The organism is Maribellus maritimus (genome assembly GCF_022267315.1).
Lineage (GTDB): Bacteria > Bacteroidota > Bacteroidia > Bacteroidales > Prolixibacteraceae > Draconibacterium > Draconibacterium maritimum.
Window position 1 is genome coordinate 18,576 of the sequence record NZ_JAIKLE010000051.1, and the last position, 17,782, is coordinate 36,357.

Here is a 17,782-nt window from a genome sequence, read left to right on the forward strand (position 1 = left end):
AAAATGGCAAAGAAAAAAACTCCGCAAGTTGATAATTTACAAGAACTTGAAAGCGCTTTAACCAGAACGGAGCAATTTATTGAGGATAATCAGAAAATAATAACCTATGTAGTTGGAGCAATAATTCTAGTTGTTGCAGGTTATTTGGGGTTTAATAAATTTTATATGCAGCCAAAAGAAGATGAAGCCAGATCGCAAATGTTTATGGCCATCGACTATTTTGAAAAAGATTCGTTTAACCTGGCAATTAATGGCGACGGAAACTATTTGGGTTTTCTGGACATTATAGATGACTATGGAATGACCAAAGCAGCCAATCGCGCCAGTTATTACACCGGGATTTCATATTTGCATTTGGGACAGTACGAAGACGCACTGGATTTCCTGAATGATTTCAAAACAAAAGACATGTTGCTTGAGCCGGTTGCAGAAGGTGCAAAAGGAGATGCGTTCCTTGAACTCGGCGAAATGGATAATGCATTGAAACAGTATAAAAAAGCCATCTCTCTTTCTGATAATGAATTAACAACACCGGTTTACATGATGAAAGCTGCAAAATTACTGGAGTCGATGGATGAGCTGGAGGATGCACTTTCAATGTATGAAGATATTAAAGAAAAATATCCGCAATCAACAGAAGGTACCAACGTTGACAGATATATCGCGAGGGTCAAAATTAAATTAAGCTAAACTATTTTCTATGGATAACCCCTCAGAAAAGAGGGGTTTTTTATTTTTATATTATGGCTACAAAAGATCTTTCTCAATACGATGTTAATTCAGTTCCTTCTGCGCAAAATATTCGATTTGGGATTGTTGTTGCAGAATGGAACCAGAAAATAACTTTTGCACTTGCAGAAGGTGCTATAAGTACATTAAAAAAACACGGGGCGACCGACGAAAATATTTTAGTCAAATATGTCCCGGGAAGTTTTGAACTTCCATTGGGAGCGCAATATTTTGCAGAGATGGAAAATGTTGATGCCATTATTATATTGGGTTGTGTTATTCAGGGAGAAACGAGACATTTCGATTTTATCTGCCAGGGGGTTACACAAGGCACAATCGACCTAAACTTAAAATATAACAAACCATTTATTTTTGGTGTCCTGACTACAGAAAATCAACAACAGGCACTCGACCGGGCCGGAGGAAAACACGGGAACAAAGGAGATGAAGCAGCGATCACAGCAATTAAAATGGTCGCTTTAAAAACTTCGTTCCAATAAAAAGGGCTTACACATTTGTGCAAACCCAATAACTTTAAAGAGATTATTAAACCCTAACGGCCACCGCCGCCACCAAACCTTGACCGTCTTTCTTCAAGGTATTTTTCATATTTGCTCCACTGTTCATTAGTAAGAATGGCTTTCATCTTTTTGTTTTGTTCTTCCCTTACTGCAGTCATTTTTTCGCGCATTGCCGATCTGTCCCCTCCTTGATTCTCCCGAAACATCGCCTGCATTTTTTTACTCGTTTCAAGATTCAGGTCATATACTTTCTTTTCCTGGTCACTGTTCAAACCAACAGCCTCTTTTATCTGTTCGGTTTGACGTTTTGCCATGTCCTCAGGATTCATATTTCTGGGGCCTTGCGGTTGTGCTATGCAGAGAGTAATCCCAAAAACTATGGCAACAAATAAAAAACCTAGCTTTTTCATTGGCTCAATTATTTATGTTATTATAATTTTTAACAGTAATGAGACCAATAAAAAGACCAAAGGTTTAATATTTTAATGATTTTTCCCTGAAAGACAGACTGCCTTACAGCCTGATATTCATATTCATTCCAATAATATCAGTAGTATTCCAGTAATCGAAAGATTTTATTTTTTCCAGTGAATAATAAACCTTCATTTCAAAATGCCTCCAGTTTATCGTGTTTATTCCGGCATATACACGAGCCAGATGTGTTTTTTCACTGTTCATTTTAATAAAAGACTCTTCAGATGTAAAAAAATTCAGACCCCATTTAAAAACAGGAGGAAAACTAATATTTAATTTTTGCCGGAATCTTAGATGTTCGTTGGCTTCTTTAAACCATCGATACTCAAATCTTCCGGACAAACTAAAATCGAAATTCTTTATATCTTTTGAAAGCTCGGTCAAAAGCATCGTACGTCTTTCCTCAAGCCAACTATTATTCTTTCGGACATAGTTCATACGAAAACCACCGGCATATTCAAACCAGTTATTGCATTTACGAGTCAGCCATAAATCTCCAAATTTCACATCCACGCTGTTGGTTTGTGTTGTATAATGAATCTTTTCGACCACCTCAAGAGAAGTTTTCGGACTTAAAGAAACGGAGACTTTATTGTAGTTCCACAACTGTGTTTTTCTTTCTTCCTGAGAAAAAGAAGAAACCGAAAGAAAAACAGCGACAAACACAAAAAAATACTTTGACATAACGGCTGGTCTGCTTTTAGATTTTTAAAACTTTTAACTACGCTATAAAAGCAAAAACCCGAATTCGTTGGTTACGAACCGGGTTTCTTTTATATTTCACCTTAAATAATATAGCTGCTTATTATTTTACCTTTTCAACGATTGCTTTGAATGCTTCAGGTTGGTTCATGGCCAAATCAGCGAGAACTTTCCTGTTTATTTCAATATCATTCTTTTTTAACAATCCCATGAATTGTGAATACGACATTCCTTCAAGGCGCGCGGCAGCGTTAATTCGCTGAATCCACAATGCACGGAATGTTCTTTTTTTGGCTTTCCTGTCACGGTAAGCAAACTGCTGGCCTTTTTCCCAAGTATTCTTGGCAACCGTCCAGACATTTTTACGGGAGCCGAAATAACCTTTTGTTTTTTTCAATAATTTCTTTCTCCGGGCCCGTGATGCTACATGATTTACACTTCTTGGCATACTTTTACTTTTTTTGATAATCGGCGTCCTCCGCAACTTACGAAGATACTTTAAAGCTCAATCATCTGGTTAATTACTTTGTTTACCTTTCTCTTTTAAAAGGTTTTTATCCGCCGGTTGACGGATTATTTCATGTTCAACAAAAGCTTAACGTTACTCTCATTGGTCTTGTCAATGGTAGTCCAATAAGTCAGATTACGTTTACGTTTTGTACTTTTTTTAGTCAAAATGTGGCTTTTGTAGGCATGTTTCCTTTTAATTTTTCCACTTCCGGTAAGTCTAAAACGTTTTTTAGCTCCGGAATTTGTCTTCATTTTTGGCATAATCCTACGAATTAAATTTTTTCAAAGAACTATATTATTTCTTTTTCGGTGAAATATACATTGTCATTCGTTTCCCTTCCAGCTTAGGCATTTGTTCAACCGTTCCCAGTTCTTCCAAAGCTGTGGCCAGTTTCAGCAAAAGAATTTCGCCTTGCTCTTTAAACAGAATCGATCTTCCTTTAAAAAACACAAAAGCCTTTACTTTTGCTCCGTCTTTCAGGAATTTCTCGGCATGTTTCAACTTAAAATTAAAATCATGCTCGTCGGTTTGTGGTCCGAAACGAATTTCTTTTACGACCACCTTTACCGCTTTGGCTTTCATCTCCTTCTGTTTCTTCTTTTGCTGATAAAGAAACTTTGAATAATCAATTATTTTACAGACGGGAGGATCGGCTTTAGGTGAGATTTCCACTAAATCCAGCTCCATTTCGTCTGCAATACGTAATGCCTCTCGCAAAGGATAAATTCCTGGATTTTCAATGTTATCCCCTACCAGCCTTACTTGAGGCACCCTGATTTTATGGTTAATACGGTGTTCCGGTTCCTGTTCTCTTCGTGGCTGGTAATTCCTTCTTGGACCTCTTCTTTTAATAGCTATTTTAAATTCCTCCTATTATTAGTTATACAATCCTGATAATTGATCTCTTACTTCTTTTACTATAAAATCAGCGAATTCGCTGTTTTTCATTGTACCCTTGTCTCCTTCTCCCTGGCGACGCACAGAAACGGTTTCTGTTTCTGCCTCTTTTTCACCCACAATAAGAAGATAAGGTATCCTTTTCAATTCGTTGTCGCGTATCTTCCTACCAATCTTTTCATTACGGTCGTCAACGACGGTGCGAATATCGGAAATATTTAGAAAATTTGAAACTTTTTTTGCATAATCATTATACTTTTCACTAATTGGCAAAACGACAGCCTGCTCAGGCGTTAGCCATAACGGGAACTTCCCGGCGGTGTGCTCGATTAACACAGCAACAAAACGTTCCATTGAGCCGAAAGGAGCTCTGTGTATCATAACGGGACGATGGCGGTTGTCATCGGCACCAATATATTCCAGCTGAAAACGTTCCGGAAGATTATAATCTACCTGAATTGTTCCCAATTGCCAACTTCTGCCAAGCGCATCTTTAATCATAAAATCGAGTTTCGGACCATAAAAGGCAGCTTCCCCCAACTCGGTAATTGTATTTAATCCTTTTTCTTCACACGCTTCAATTATGGCTTGTTCCGCTTTATCCCAGTTTTCCTTTGAACCGATATATTTTGCCGGGTTATCCGGATCGCGCAAGGATATCTGGGCAGTGTAGTTTTCAAAATCCAGCGCTTTAAAAATGATAAAAATAATATCAATCACTTTTTTGAATTCATCTTTTAACTGATCCTGGCGACAAAAAATATGCGCATCGTCCTGGGTAAAACCACGAACACGCGTCAATCCATGTAACTCTCCACTCATCTCATACCGATACACTGTACCAAATTCGGCCATACGAATGGGCAAATCTTTGTATGACCTTGGTTTCCATTTGTAAATTTCGCAATGGTGCGGGCAATTCATTGGTTTCAACAAATATTCTTCTCCTTCGGCCGGAGTAGAAATCGGTTGAAAGGAATCTTTCCCGTATTTCTCATAATGCCCCGAGGTTTTGTACAATTTAACATCGCCAATATGCGGAGTCATCACCTGGTCGTAATCATATTTCTTCTGCACCTTTTTAAGGAAATCTTCCAGTTGCATACGAAGCTGCGTTCCTTTGGGCAGCCACAATGGGAGTCCCTGTCCTACCGCTTCTGAAAAACCAAAAAGCTCCATTTCTTTCCCTACTTTCCGGTGGTCTCTTTTTTTTGCTTCTTCTACCATTTCGAGGTATTCCTGAAGCATTTTTTGTTTCGGAAAGGTTACACCATACACACGGGTAAGCATTTTGTTGTGTTCATCGCCACGCCAGTAAGCGCCTGCAATCGATGTCAACTTAATCGCTTTAATATAGCTGGTGTTTGGCAAATGCGGCCCGCGGCACAAATCTGTAAAATTCCCCTGGTTATATAAAGTTATTGTACCGTCTTCCAATTCACTAATCAACTCCAGTTTAAGTTCGTCATCTTTCTGCTTAAACATTTCCAGCGCATCTTCCTTCGAAATTTCGGAACGTACAATATCATTTTTCTGACGGGCAAGATCCAGCATTTTTTGCTCTATCTTTTGCAGCTCTTTTTCTGAAAGCTGCTTTCCTTCCGGCAAATCAACGTCGTAATAAAAACCAGTGTCAACGGTCGGGCCAATTCCAAATTTAGTTCCCGGGTAGAAAAATTCAATTGCCTCTGCCATCAAATGGGCCGATGAATGCCAGAATGTTTCCTTACCTTCCCTGTCTTCCCACGTGTAAAGTTTTACGTTAGCATCCTCGCTTATCTCACGAGTTAAATCCCAAACCTGCCCGTTTACTGAAACGGACAAAACATCTTTTGCCAAACGTGGTGAAATTGACTTTGCAATTTCATATCCATTCACCGCTTCGGAGAATTCCTTCACACTTTTATCAGGAAGAGTAATCTGTATCATTTAAATCCTAATTTTCTTATTCTTTTAAAGGTTGCAAAGATATTGATCTTCCTTATTATTAACAATACAAATTCTGATTATGTTTGGCAGAATACACATATGATTAACAATTTTAATTTTACACTAATCTATCCATATTCAATATAAATTCGCACATTTGCGACTATAAAAATTACAAATTGTTATTTATTTAAATGAATAATTATTTTATTTGCGTTCTGCAAATTCAGTTACTAAAGATTTAACAGTCAGCAAATATGAAATTGACAAATCCGAAGGAATGCATTTCGGCAGAAGAAATCAGAAATCAGATTGATAAAATCGACAAACAAATAATCGAATTGTATGGTGAACGCCATAAATATATTGAAGAGATTGTGCGGTTTAAGGATGATGAAGAAGGTATAATTGCACACGACAGAAAAAAACAGGTTATCAGCGATCGGAGAAAATGGGCAGAAGAAAACGGACTGGATGCCGGCACTTTTGAGAAGATGTACCGGGTTCTGATTGAGAATAATATTAAACGTGAACTGGAGCTTCTTAAAAAGAAAAATCAGGGATAATTTAGTCAGCAAATTTTTCAATACGAACATAATATAAAATGTATAAAAAAGATATAAAAGTAATGGACTGTACGGTTCGCGACGGCGGACTAATGAATAAATGGCAGTTCAGCGACGAATTTGTAAAAGGAGTCTATGATTCCTGCGTGGAAGCAGGAATAGATTACATGGAAATTGGCTACAAGAGCAGCGAACGGGCTTTTTCGCGCGATGAAGTTGGTCCATGGAAATTTTGCGACGACAAAGATTTACGGCGAATTGTAGGCGACAATAATACATCGCTTAAACTATCGGCAATGGCTGATATTGGCCGTATCGATCCGGAAGATATTCCACCAAAAAGTGAAAGCGTAATTGATATGATGCGCGTGGCTTGTTATGTGCACCAGGTTGACAAAGCTGTTTGGCTGGCCGAACACTGCATGGACAAAGGCTATGAAGTAACCATTAATTTAATGGCAGTTTCAAAAGTAAACGAGGCAGACCTGGATGAAGCGCTGGCAGATCTGGCAAAATCCAGAGTTCCAACCATTTATGTAGTCGACAGTTTTGGAAGTTTGTATTGCGAAAGCATTGAAAAACTGGTTTTAAAATACAAAAAAGCGCTTCCCGGAAAGGAACTCGGTATTCATGCACACAATAACATGCAACTGGCCATGTCGAATACAATAACCTCGCTAATGAACGGGGCGACAATGCTTGATGCAACCCTGCTGGGAATGGGACGTGGCGCAGGAAATTGTCCAATCGAAATTTTAATTGCTTTTTTAAAAAATCCAAAATACAGATTGCTTCCCTTGCTCGACGCGATTCAAAACCATATAAAACCATGGCAGGAGAAAATCGACTGGGGTTATCATGTTCCGTATTTAATAACAGGTGCATTAAACGAACATCCCCGCAGTGCAATGCAATGGATGGATTCTGAAAAAAAGGATGATTTTGTATCCTTCATGAAAGAGATGCATGATTACGAACTACTTGAATAAAATGGGCTCCACTATAAAAGTGGAAATATTTTATAAATTGGAATTTGAATTAAGAAAACGCTTTCTGAAAAGAAGGCGTTTTTTGATCCATTCCACCAAACCTTTGAGGTTTTCAAAACCTCAAAGGTTTAGTTTACTGCGGGTATTCATACCATAAAACGGGCCAACCATTTTTTATCCTTTTACAGCTTCAAAACTGAAAAAGGAAAAAAGGAAAATCTACATCCCTCCTCAAAGAACGTTTGAACACTGTGCGGATGAATCGACCTTTGAGCATCTGCCAGACCTTAAAATGTATAAAAACAGAAAGAAAAAAATCATAAATACCCAAAAGCCGGAAACAACGCCAAAGATTTATTTTCTTTTCCATTTTTGTATGGCCCCGGGGCATTTTTATCCAAAAAGAACGGATTTCCGTTCAATAAAAATGCATTTTGTTACCGTCAAATATTCTTTTGTGGGTTCATTTTTCATTTTTGTTTGTTTAGTTTGCTTTTTTGTATAGTAAAATGTCATTTTACGAACCGGAAAAGTAGCTGAAAACACCAGCCAAATACAAAAAAAGCCAAACGAAGCACTCTGTACCACCGCGAAAAGCCCCGTAAAGGATATAAGGGCATTTAGTTGCGACACAATGATATTCCGTAGTGGTACAATAACATTCCGCAGCGGAATTTTTCGTTTCGCGATGCCACAACGATATTTCGCCGCAGTACAGCAGCGTCTCGCAGTGGAATCCTGCTTTTCGCCGCAGTCGATTACATTTCCACAGGATAAAATTGCATTTTGTAAAATAACTCTGGCTACTCAAAAAACGGAACCCTATAAAAATTCACGTTTGTTTCATTTCTCCCTTATCGAACAATTTTTACTTTTGTTTTTGGTTAGTTTATTAATAAATCAGAAAATCATGAATAAAATATTTCTTGTTCTGCCCATACTTTTTTTCTCACTTGCCATACAGGCCCAAACAAAACAGAAAATTACCTTTGAGGATATTTTTACAAAAGGAACTTTTCGTGCCCGGTCTGTTTCCGGACTAAACTCAATGAACGATGGCGATCATTACACTACGCTGGAAGAAAGAGGGACAAAAATTGTAAAGTTCAGTTATAAAACAGGAGAACAGGTAGATGTGGTTTTTGATATTACACAGGTTCCGGATGCTCCGGTTTCCAGCTTTATGAGTTATGAATTTAGCAACGATGAGACCAAAATACTTTTAACCACTGATATTAAACAAATTTACCGCCACTCGTATACTGCCGAATACTATGTATGGAATTCGGTAACCGAAGAACTTACCCGGCTTTCAGAAAAAGGAGCGCAGCAACTGGCAACTTTTTCTCCCGACGGTGACCGGGTTGCTTTTGTTCGCGAAAACAACCTTTTTATCAAAAACCTGCGTTTTGGCAGTGAAAGCCAGGTAACTTATGATGGCAAAAAAAATGAAATTATAAATGGCGCTCCCGACTGGGTTTATGAAGAAGAGTTTGGTTTTAACAAAGCTTTCTGGTGGTCGCCCGACAGCAAATTCCTGGCTTTTATCCGTTTTGATGAAACAGAAGTACCCGAATTTACAATGCCCATGTATGCGGGAGAAAGTCCGCTTATGAAGGAAAATAAATTGTACCCAGGAGAAGAGACATTTAAATATCCGAAGGCAGGAGAAAAAAACTCCGTTGTTACTGCCCGGGTATATGAAATCCGTTCAAAAACAACTATTACTGTTGATTTGGGAGAAGAAGCTGATATTTACATTCCGCGGTTAAACTGGTCGCCTGATGCCAACGATTTGGTAGCAATGCGCCTGAATCGCAGGCAAAACCAAATGGATATCTTTCTGGCCAATCCGTACACCGGAGACAGCCGCCCTTTAATTACCGAGAAAAACGATCGTTACATATCTGAAGATTTCCTCGATGCATTTACATTTTTAGATAACGGAAATTTTGTAATTATCAGTGAACGTAATGGCTGGTCGCATATCTATTTGTATGATCGGCAGGGATTTGAACTGGGACAGATTACTGATGGCGAGTTTGATGTTACCGATTTTTACGGCTACGACGAATCCAAGAAAGTGTTTTATTACCAGGCAGCTGCTGAATCGCCACTTCGCCGCGAAGTATATTTTATCAGTCAGGACAAAAAGAAATCGGGTAAAATTTCGCAACTGGAAGGAACAAACAGAGTAGTTTTTAGTAAAAATTTCAAATACTACATCAATTATTTCAGCAACAATACAACTCCAACATTTATTACCCTTCATGAAAACCGCAAGGGGGAACAAATCAGAGTACTGCAGGACAACACGGTTTTGAAAAATACCCTGGAAACCTTCGATATTCCACAAAAAGAGTTCTTCACCTTTACTACTTCTCAAGGAGTGGAATTAAACGGTTACATGATAAAACCGGCGGGATTTGACACCAATCGGAAATATCCTGTATTGATGACCCAATACAGCGGACCAAACTCGCAAAGCGTATCCGACTCATGGGCTGGTGTGAGCTGGAACCATTATCTGGCACAGGAAGGATTTCTGGTGGTTTGTGTGGACCCGAGAGGAACAGCAGCCCGTGGCGAAGATTTCAGAAAAATAACCTATATGCAACTGGGCAAATACGAATCGGACGACCAGGTGGAGGCCGCAAAATATGTAGGTACCCTCCCCTATGTTGACAAAAACAATATTGCCATTTTTGGCTGGAGCTACGGCGGCTTTATGACCTGCCTGGCACTGGAAAAAGGCGGCGACCTGTTTAAAGCCGGAATTGCCGTTGCGCCCGTTACAAGCTGGCGTTTTTACGACACCATATATACCGAACGTTATATGCGCACGCCGCAGCAAAATCCGGAAGGCTATGATGACAATTCTCCCCTTTCACATGCAGGAGATATTACAGGAAGACTATTGATAATTCATGGTTCGGCTGATGATAACGTGCATGCACAGAACACATTCGAGTTTACAGAAAAAATGGTTCAGGAAGGGGTTCAGTTTGATATGGCTATTTACACCAACCGCAATCATGGAATTCGCGGCGGCAACACTACGATGCATTTATACACAAAAATGACCAACTTTTTGAAAGACCAATTACAATAATTGGTTAAACATAAAATAAAAAATAGTCGTTTATTTTTCATCGTTGATTAATTTTCAGACCGTCATTCCAAACTTGTTTAGGAATCTGTAATTTAGCAAAAAAGATGCTGAGCTAAATTAAGTTTGAGAGGACGGAAATAAATACCACGTTTTAATTCATATAAAAAAACGATAATGAAAAGAATAAGCGCCTATTTTTTGCAGGGAATTCTCCTGGTAGCTCCAGTAGCCATTACCATTTATATTTTGTACGGTATTCTTAAAACTGTTGATAGCTGGCTGATAGAAAATATAAAACCAATTTTGGGATTTTATGTTCCCGGGCTGGGAGTTTTGATTTTGTTTGTTGCTCTTACCATTCTTGGATTTATTGGGCAGACAACAGTTTTTAAACCACTGAAAAAAGTTGCGGGGAGAATCATTCTTAAAATACCAATTTTAAATTTACTCTACTCGTCGCTAAACGATTTATTTTCGGCTTTTATGGGAAAAGAAAAAAAGTTCAATATTCCTGTAAAAGTCCGTTTCAACAAGGAAAACAATTTGTGGAAATTGGGGTTTATTACCAAAGAATCGTTAGATGAATTTAAACTATCAGAAATGGCAGCGGTATATTTTCCTCATTCCTACAATTTTTCCGGCGAATTGTACTTGGTACCTTCAGAGCAAATCGAAACACTGAATTTATCTCCGGCCGAGGTTATGAAATTTATAGTTTCAGGAGGTGTTACACGTATTGAAGCAATTGAAAAATGAGCATCGAAATCATTTCAACTTTACTGTTTCTGGTTTTTATAACCGCTGTTTTACTTGTCGATTTATTACTGGTTGGCCGAAAAACACATGTTATTTCCATGCGCGAAGCAACGATTTGGAGTGTTATATGGATTTCAATGGGATTGGCATTCTATTTTGTAATCCTCCATTTTGGCCATATGCTTCACGGCATCGATTCGATGGATAAACTCAATGAAATTGTTGGTAAATACAACCCTTACCTTCAGTTTAAAACAAGCACTTTTGAAACGATGTTAAAGGAATATAAACAATCGCAGGCCATCAATTATATTTCCGGCTATTTTATTGAAAAGACGCTTTCTATCGACAATATTTTTGTAATGTTAATGATTCTTCAAAGTTTTTCAGTTCCACAAAAAGACTATAAAATGGTACTTTTCTGGGGAATTCTCGGAGCCATTGTTTTGCGTTTTGTTTTTATTTTCGCCGGGGTGGCCATCATTCAGCAATTTGAATGGATATTACTTGTTTTTGGTGCCTTCCTTGTATTTCAGGGTTTTAAAATATTTTTTGAAAAAGACGGGCATGAAAAGGATCCGCACGATTCGTGGTTATTTAAATATTTGAGCCGTCACATCAAAATTCATCACAATTATGAAAAGGAAAAATTTTGGTTCAGGGACCAGGGCAAACTGATTTTTACACCATTGTTTGTGGTTCTGATTATGATTGAGTTTTCAGATGTCATTTTTGCCTTTGATTCTATTCCTGCAATTTTTGCTGTCTCCCGCGACCCGTTTATCGTTTTCTTTTCCAATATTTTTGCCATTCTCGGACTGCGTTCACTGTTTTTCCTCATCGCTAACCTGGTAAACAAATTCAGATATTTAAAACCTGGAATTGCTGTTTTACTCATATTTGTCGGAATAAAACTGTTGCTTCATTCCAAACTAAGATCCTGGGGGTTTCAGCCTGAATATTCGCTCTATTTTATTGCATTTGTAATGACGGCGAGTATTGTTTTGTCCATTATCTTTCCAAAAAAAGGCCCGGCGAATGAACCTTTACCGTGATAATTTCTTATTTTATTAAGCCAGCTAATTTATGAACGGACTATTAAAAATATTTTTCCTTCTCTTGTTTTTTCAAGTAGTAACAGAAACCAAACACCCGGAGATTACCCGTTTACACCAGCCTTCTTTTCCGGAGCAAACAGAAAAGATTATTCCGCACTATATCAATTTTAGCGACACCATTCACAGCGACACGTTGTATGAATATGTTGCAAAATCGGGGTTTCCGGTAATGTATTCCAGAAAAATTCCTACTGCAGTGTGTATCGATGATGAATGTCGCCCGGTAAACATCGAACTCTACTGGAATAATACCGGGAGGTATTTGGGGTATAAACTTCCGGAGGGTGAGTTTTTGAGTAAAACCAAACACAAACCTTTTGTCGCAGAAGAATACGACCGTTTGCATGCGCTTCTGGGCGATCCATTGTCGGCGCTGGCGCACTACTCCATATCAGAACTCGTAAAAACAAAAGACACGACAAATACCGGTGTTGATGCAGTCTCAACTGCCACAATTGCTGCGGTTATGGATTATATTGTTCCGGGGGCAGTTTATACGAGTTACACGCTCTGGCATATCGTTTACGGCGAAACCAAACGCGAAACAGAACTGCGCACCTCAAAAAAACTAAATTCGGAACAGGTGATAAAATTTCTGGATACCGACGCGCTGGAAGACAAGGTCTGGGTGTTGAATCATTTCCCCAAAGACATGCAGATTTCAGATGGCCTGCTTACGAAGTTATTAAAACTGATTTCCGGAGACGATATCTACCTGGCGGAACGTGCACTATATGTTATCCGTCCAGAAAAGTTGACCAAAGATGTACAGCTTCAGTTAATTCAGCGTTTCAGAAAATCGGGGTACCTACAGAAAAAGCTTATTGCGGAAAAATTAAGTGAAGCACCCGTTTTAGCGCCCGAAACAACAGAATTGCTGGCAAATGAACTAGAAAATTTAAACGCCCTGTTGGTAAAAAATGTACTTGATTTATTTCAAAACCAAGAGGTTGAAAACATACAAGTAAACAACGAGGTGGCTTTATTGTTAAAAAACGAAAACAGATACATCGCGAGCCATGCACTAAAATTTCTTGAAAGCCGGCAAATGCTGGATAAAAAAATTTCAAGACAAATAAATAAGTATCAAAAAAGAAACTGATATTTTTAGCCTCAAAAAGCCAAATGAAGTGCATACCCGACAATTTTAACGCCGTTATTTTTGACATGGACGGAGTGCTGGTCAACTCCGAACCGTTTTATTTTGAAGTTGAAAAACAAAACTTTGAAAAGCTGGGACTTAACATTACCGACGAGGAACACCAAACCTTCCAGGGAACCGCCACCGACCTGATGTGGAAAAGACTAAAAACAAAATACAAACTGCCGCATTCGATTCCTGAATTGGTAAATATGACCAATTCGATTGTAACCCCTTATTTTGAATCGCTCGAAAATATTGATCCCATGCCCGGCATTAAAGAATTAATTCAGCTTTTAATTAAAAAAAATATTCCACTGGCCGTAGCGTCATCGTCTTATCCGGATGTGATTGAGTTGATTCTAAAAAAAACAAGATTAAAAGAATACTTTGGTGTGGTGGTTGACAGCCAGATGGCAGGAGCAAGTAAACCCGAACCTGATATTTTTCTCCTGGCAGCCGCAAAACTGGGAGTCTTACCCGAAAAATGTCTGGTTATTGAGGACTCTACCAACGGGATAAAAGCCGCGCAAACCGCCGGAATGAAAGTGGTCGCTTTTGCCGGTCCCGGTTCTGAGTTTCAGGATCAGAGTGAGGCTGATTGGGTAGTTAAGGATTTTATAGAAATATGCAGGTAATTATTTCTTATGACTTCATCTTTTTCTGCAATTACAAATCGCAGGCCCATCAAAACAGGATTCCAACGATATGGAAGCCTTTAAACGAACTGGCGAGTCAACAAATATTTGTTACGTGACGACTACTTGAAAAAGGTTAGAATTACCGCAGGCAAAACTATCCATTCATTAAAACAGGTGAAATAAATAAGAATGGTAAACTCAATAAATGAACTATTTCAGTCTTTTCGATTTTGACTGGTCCTGAAAATAAGCAGCATTGATTAATTAGTCCCATCTCCTCATCTAAACAACGGCGTATTTCCTCTATATGAAGAGAGAAAGACCAGAAGGCAAAAATTAAAGCTACCTTCCTTTAGATGCCAAACTGAGTTTCAAAAGCCTGCAAAAAGCGAATAAATATTTCAGATTATGTATCATCAGGATCAAATAAAATCAAAATCAGGTCAGTAACACGTTTTACACGGGCCTAACAGACCGGAGCTAATATCAATTTTTAGTCTTGCTGATATTTTGCCCAATAAATAAATGAAATGATTATTAAACCAATAAAAATTGACGCGTCTAATAACTTAATATGAATAAAAAACAAAAGCCCAATATTGAATTAACAGTTCCTGATTTGAAAATGATGAAAAAGATTACCTTTCTAAGCCTAATTGTATTAGTGATTACCATCTCTGCGTTTGCACAGGGAGGACCAAATGGCTTACTTATGCCAAAATTTATAAAAGCTACTGATAACAGCACCAGCACCGTATTAACCAATCTTTCAAAAGAAAGACATTTTTTTAGGGAGTTGCCTGCCGACAGTGAATTGAGTCTTTTAAAAGACATTGTTTTTCACGAGTCAAAGAGCATTGACGGCGATCCCATGTCGCTTAAGATGGACGTAATTACCTATACCGATAACAAAACTCGTCCCTGTGTGGTGTATGTTATTGGAGGAGGATTTTCATTTGCAGCAAAAGAACGAAATCTTTATGATCGTCACAAAATTGCAAAGGCAGGTTATGTTGTCGCAAGTGTTCAGTATCATGTAATCAATACAGGAATTTACAGCGATGCCGTTAAAGATGTAAAAGCAGCAATCCGATGCTTGCGAGCCAATGCAAAAGAATATGGAATTGCTCCTGAAAACATTGCTGTATGGGGTGAATCTGCCGGAGGCTACCTGGCTGCAATGGTGGGCACAACTAATGGAGTTAATAATTTTGAAGAAGGCGAGAATCTGAATCAAAGCAGTGATGTAAAAGCAGTTGTTGATGCTTATGGATTGTCGGACTTAACTAAAATTGGTGCCGACTACGACGAAGACGCTGCAAATGCCCATTTTACGGTCATATCTCCCGACGGCCAGTTTATACCTGGCAAAAACAGTGGACTTACAAGTCTCGACAAACCAGAGGTAGTTGCCAAAGCAAATCCGATTACTTATATAGATAAGAGTGATCCTCCATTTTTGCTTTTCCACGGAACGCAGGATATGGCTGTTTCTCCAAGCCAGACCTTGTTGTTGCATGATGCATTGCGTGAAAAGGGTGTACTTTCCACCCGTTATGTGCTTGAGGGAGCAGGACATGCTTCCGGAGAATTTTCAGATCCACAGGTTATTAATATCATTATTGATTTTCTGGATAAACATCTAAAAAACCAATAATTATTTAAAAATCAATCCATGAAAAAAAGTGTATCGCTCACAACCGTATTATTATTTATCGCTCAGCTCACTTTGTTTGGTCAACCACAATTCCAGATTGATGGGAAAGAAGTTTACAAAGGTGAAGATGTAGTTTTTCACCAAATTGATGAAGATACCTGGGTTGGGACAGGAAAAATGATGTCAAACGAGAGTTTATACCTTGTTGAAGGAAACGATAAATCAGTACTTATTGATGCTGGAACAAACATCAAAGATTTAGATAAAATTGTGGCGTCAATTACCGAAAAACCAGTAATGCTGGTTGCCACACATGTACACCCTGATCATACTGGTGCATCCATTGATTATTTTTCTGAATTGTTTATCAACCCGGCTGATTCAGTTGGAATTCCTCAGTTTATGCCCAATTATAAAGGGGATGTGAAATTCCTGAAAGACAGGGAAATAATTGATTTAGGTGGTAGACAACTGGAAGTAGTTTTTACACCCGGACATACACCAGGTTCAACAACCTTTTTGGATAAAAACGCAAAATACGGATTCAGCGGTGATTCATTTGGTTCAGGTAATTTACTGCTCTCTACAAATTTTTCCACCCTGCAGTCAACTTGTAAAAAGACAAGTAAAATTATGGCTGAATACGGAATTGACAAATTTTATCCCGGCCATTATTTTGGCGGAAATCCAGAGACTAAAAAGAGAGTAGACGATTTAAAAACCATTAGCGACGGTGCCTTGTCGGGGAGAATAAAAGGAGAAGAAAATCCGAATGGATTTATGGGTTTAAATCTTCTGATTAATCAATACGGGGTTCGCGTGAACTACAGTAAAAATGCATTAAAATAAAAGAGCTCTTTGAAAATTAAAGTTGAAAAAAAGAAATCCAATAAATAATCAATAAAATGAAAAAGCTACTATCCCTAATCTTCATTTTTTCTTCGATTGCAGTTTCTGCACAGTTTGGAAACCGGTTACAAAATAATGAATGGGACGCAAGTTGGGTTTGTGTTCCCGATGCCGGAGAGACCGATGCGGGATTGTATATTTTCCGAAAAAAAATAAACTTTGAATCAGTACCTCAGAAGTTCGAAGTGCGTGTAACAGCCGATAATCGTTATAAACTTTATGTAAATGAAACACTTGTATCTCTGGGACCTGCTTTGGGCGACATTCAGCATTGGAATTATGCAACAATTGATCTTGCTCCATATTTTAAACAAGGTGATAATACTATTGCTGCATTGGTTTGGAACGAAGGAAATATGAAACCCGTTTCTCAATTTTCTTTCAAAACCGGCTTTTTATTGCAGGGAACATCTGATGAGACAAAAGTTCTGAATACCAACGACTCATGGAAATGTATTGAAGATAAAAGTTATACTCCTGTCAGACAAAGTGTCCGTGGCTATTATGCCGCTGGCGCCGGTGATAAAATTGACATGAATCTTGCTGTAAAAGGATGGAAATCTGCTGATTTTGATGATAAAGACTGGAAACCTGCAAAAGCAGTTTTTGAACGTTCAAGACGAGGAATGGCTTTCAATACCCGCGGAGGCTGGACCTTAATTCCCTCCGTTATCCCCGAAATGGAGCTGACACCTCAACGACTGGTCTCTACAAGAAAGGCAGAAGGTGTCGTATGCCTGCCAATTTCCCAGCTGAAAAAACAGCTTTCGAAATTCCAGCAAATACCACTGCAAAAATTTTGCTCGACCAAGAAGTGTATACAAAAGCATATCCAACCTTACTATTCAGCGGCGGAAAAAACAGTATGATAATTATTACTTATGCTGAAGCGCTTTACAACGAAGAAGGCGCCAAAAACAACCGTAACAAAATTGAAGGGAAAACAATTTCAGGCAGACAGGATACGATTATTTCAGATGGTTCACGAAACCAGGACTTTACTTCTTTGAACTGGAGAACCTACCGTTATGTTGAATTCCCCACATAAGCACATCCAGAATAGAGTTCAAATAAATTACTCTATTCTTTCCGAGCCAATTAACTACTGTTGCTAACGCGTATTTCTCTCC

At 38.5% G+C, this 17,782-nt stretch carries 19 protein-coding genes; 13 read left to right on the top strand and 6 right to left on the bottom strand.

Annotated elements, in window-relative coordinates; all coding sequences use genetic code 11:
• Positions 1-3 precede the first annotated feature (3 nt).
• On the top strand, positions 4-690 hold the full coding sequence (locus tag K5G00_RS26390) for a tetratricopeptide repeat protein (RefSeq protein ID WP_238769491.1): 687 nt from the start codon (positions 4-6) through the stop codon (positions 688-690).
• Between the two features lie 53 nt (positions 691-743).
• Positions 744-1,229 (top strand): 6,7-dimethyl-8-ribityllumazine synthase, encoded by a 486-nt coding sequence (gene ribH, locus K5G00_RS26395; RefSeq protein ID WP_238769492.1) that lies wholly within the window; start codon positions 744-746, stop codon positions 1,227-1,229.
• A 53-nt stretch (positions 1,230-1,282) separates the two neighbouring features.
• Here the strand turns inward: ribH and K5G00_RS26400 are convergent, their stop codons facing one another.
• From K5G00_RS26400 to thrS, 6 genes are all read right to left on the bottom strand, one after another.
• Entirely contained in the window at positions 1,283-1,660 is a 378-nt protein-coding gene (locus tag K5G00_RS26400) for a DUF4890 domain-containing protein (RefSeq protein ID WP_238769493.1), read from the bottom strand.
• A 103-nt stretch (positions 1,661-1,763) separates the two neighbouring features.
• Complete coding sequence (locus K5G00_RS26405) at positions 1,764-2,408, bottom strand: DUF2490 domain-containing protein (protein WP_238769494.1); 645 nt, start codon at positions 2,406-2,408, stop codon at positions 1,764-1,766.
• Positions 2,409-2,529: 121 nt separating this feature from the next.
• A complete protein-coding gene (rplT, locus tag K5G00_RS26410) occupies positions 2,530-2,874 on the bottom strand; it encodes a 50S ribosomal protein L20 (RefSeq protein WP_158870287.1) in 345 nt (114 codons plus the stop codon).
• Positions 2,875-2,999: 125 nt separating this feature from the next.
• Complete coding sequence (gene rpmI, locus K5G00_RS26415) at positions 3,000-3,188, bottom strand: 50S ribosomal protein L35 (RefSeq protein WP_425482356.1); 189 nt, start codon at positions 3,186-3,188, stop codon at positions 3,000-3,002.
• 43 nt (positions 3,189-3,231) lie between these two features.
• The gene (gene infC, locus K5G00_RS26420; RefSeq protein ID WP_317235569.1) at positions 3,232-3,795 is read right to left on the bottom strand and encodes a translation initiation factor IF-3; all 564 of its coding nucleotides are present in this window, start codon (positions 3,793-3,795) and stop codon (positions 3,232-3,234) included.
• Positions 3,796-3,813: 18 nt separating this feature from the next.
• Positions 3,814-5,763, bottom strand: coding sequence for a threonine--tRNA ligase (gene thrS, locus K5G00_RS26425; protein ID WP_238769496.1), 1,950 nt, complete (start codon positions 5,761-5,763; stop codon positions 3,814-3,816).
• A 257-nt stretch (positions 5,764-6,020) separates the two neighbouring features.
• Here thrS and K5G00_RS26430 point away from each other — a divergent pair, with 257 nt between their 5' ends.
• The 11 genes from K5G00_RS26430 to K5G00_RS26480 all read left to right on the top strand — a co-directional run bounded on the left by K5G00_RS26430 (position 6,021) and on the right by K5G00_RS26480 (position 17,700).
• Positions 6,021-6,329: a chorismate mutase gene (locus K5G00_RS26430; RefSeq protein ID WP_238769497.1), complete on the top strand. Its 309-nt coding sequence runs from the start codon at positions 6,021-6,023 to the stop codon at positions 6,327-6,329.
• Positions 6,330-6,367: 38 nt separating this feature from the next.
• The gene (locus K5G00_RS26435) at positions 6,368-7,318 is read left to right on the top strand and encodes an aldolase catalytic domain-containing protein (protein ID WP_238769498.1); all 951 of its coding nucleotides are present in this window, start codon (positions 6,368-6,370) and stop codon (positions 7,316-7,318) included.
• Positions 7,319-8,228: 910 nt separating this feature from the next.
• Positions 8,229-10,430, top strand: a complete 2,202-nt coding sequence (locus K5G00_RS26440) for a S9 family peptidase (RefSeq protein ID WP_238769499.1) — start codon at positions 8,229-8,231, stop codon at positions 10,428-10,430.
• Positions 10,431-10,604: 174 nt separating this feature from the next.
• Complete coding sequence (locus K5G00_RS26445; RefSeq protein ID WP_238769500.1) at positions 10,605-11,186, top strand: DUF502 domain-containing protein; 582 nt, start codon at positions 10,605-10,607, stop codon at positions 11,184-11,186.
• Positions 11,183-12,241: a TerC/Alx family metal homeostasis membrane protein gene (locus tag K5G00_RS26450; RefSeq protein WP_238769501.1), complete on the top strand. Its 1,059-nt coding sequence runs from the start codon at positions 11,183-11,185 to the stop codon at positions 12,239-12,241. The genes K5G00_RS26445 and K5G00_RS26450 overlap by 4 nt, the downstream gene beginning before the upstream one ends.
• Before the next feature lie 31 nt (positions 12,242-12,272).
• Positions 12,273-13,406, top strand: a complete 1,134-nt coding sequence (locus K5G00_RS26455; RefSeq protein ID WP_238769502.1) for a hypothetical protein — start codon at positions 12,273-12,275, stop codon at positions 13,404-13,406.
• Between the two features lie 23 nt (positions 13,407-13,429).
• On the top strand, positions 13,430-14,083 hold the full coding sequence (locus K5G00_RS26460) for an HAD family hydrolase (RefSeq protein ID WP_238769503.1): 654 nt from the start codon (positions 13,430-13,432) through the stop codon (positions 14,081-14,083).
• Between the two features lie 577 nt (positions 14,084-14,660).
• Positions 14,661-15,743 (top strand): alpha/beta hydrolase, encoded by a 1,083-nt coding sequence (locus K5G00_RS26465; protein ID WP_238769504.1) that lies wholly within the window; start codon positions 14,661-14,663, stop codon positions 15,741-15,743.
• 18 nt (positions 15,744-15,761) lie between these two features.
• Positions 15,762-16,592 carry an MBL fold metallo-hydrolase gene (locus tag K5G00_RS26470; RefSeq protein WP_238769505.1) on the top strand — a complete coding sequence of 277 codons (831 nt, stop codon included), beginning with the start codon at positions 15,762-15,764 and terminating at the stop codon, positions 16,590-16,592.
• A gap of 56 nt (positions 16,593-16,648) precedes the next feature.
• A complete protein-coding gene (locus K5G00_RS26475) occupies positions 16,649-17,521 on the top strand; it encodes an alpha-L-rhamnosidase N-terminal domain-containing protein (RefSeq protein ID WP_238769506.1) in 873 nt (290 codons plus the stop codon).
• Positions 17,518-17,700 (top strand): hypothetical protein, encoded by a 183-nt coding sequence (locus tag K5G00_RS26480; RefSeq protein ID WP_238769507.1) that lies wholly within the window; start codon positions 17,518-17,520, stop codon positions 17,698-17,700. Before K5G00_RS26475 ends, K5G00_RS26480 begins: the two co-directional genes overlap by 4 nt.
• The last annotated feature ends 82 nt before the right edge of the window (positions 17,701-17,782 follow it).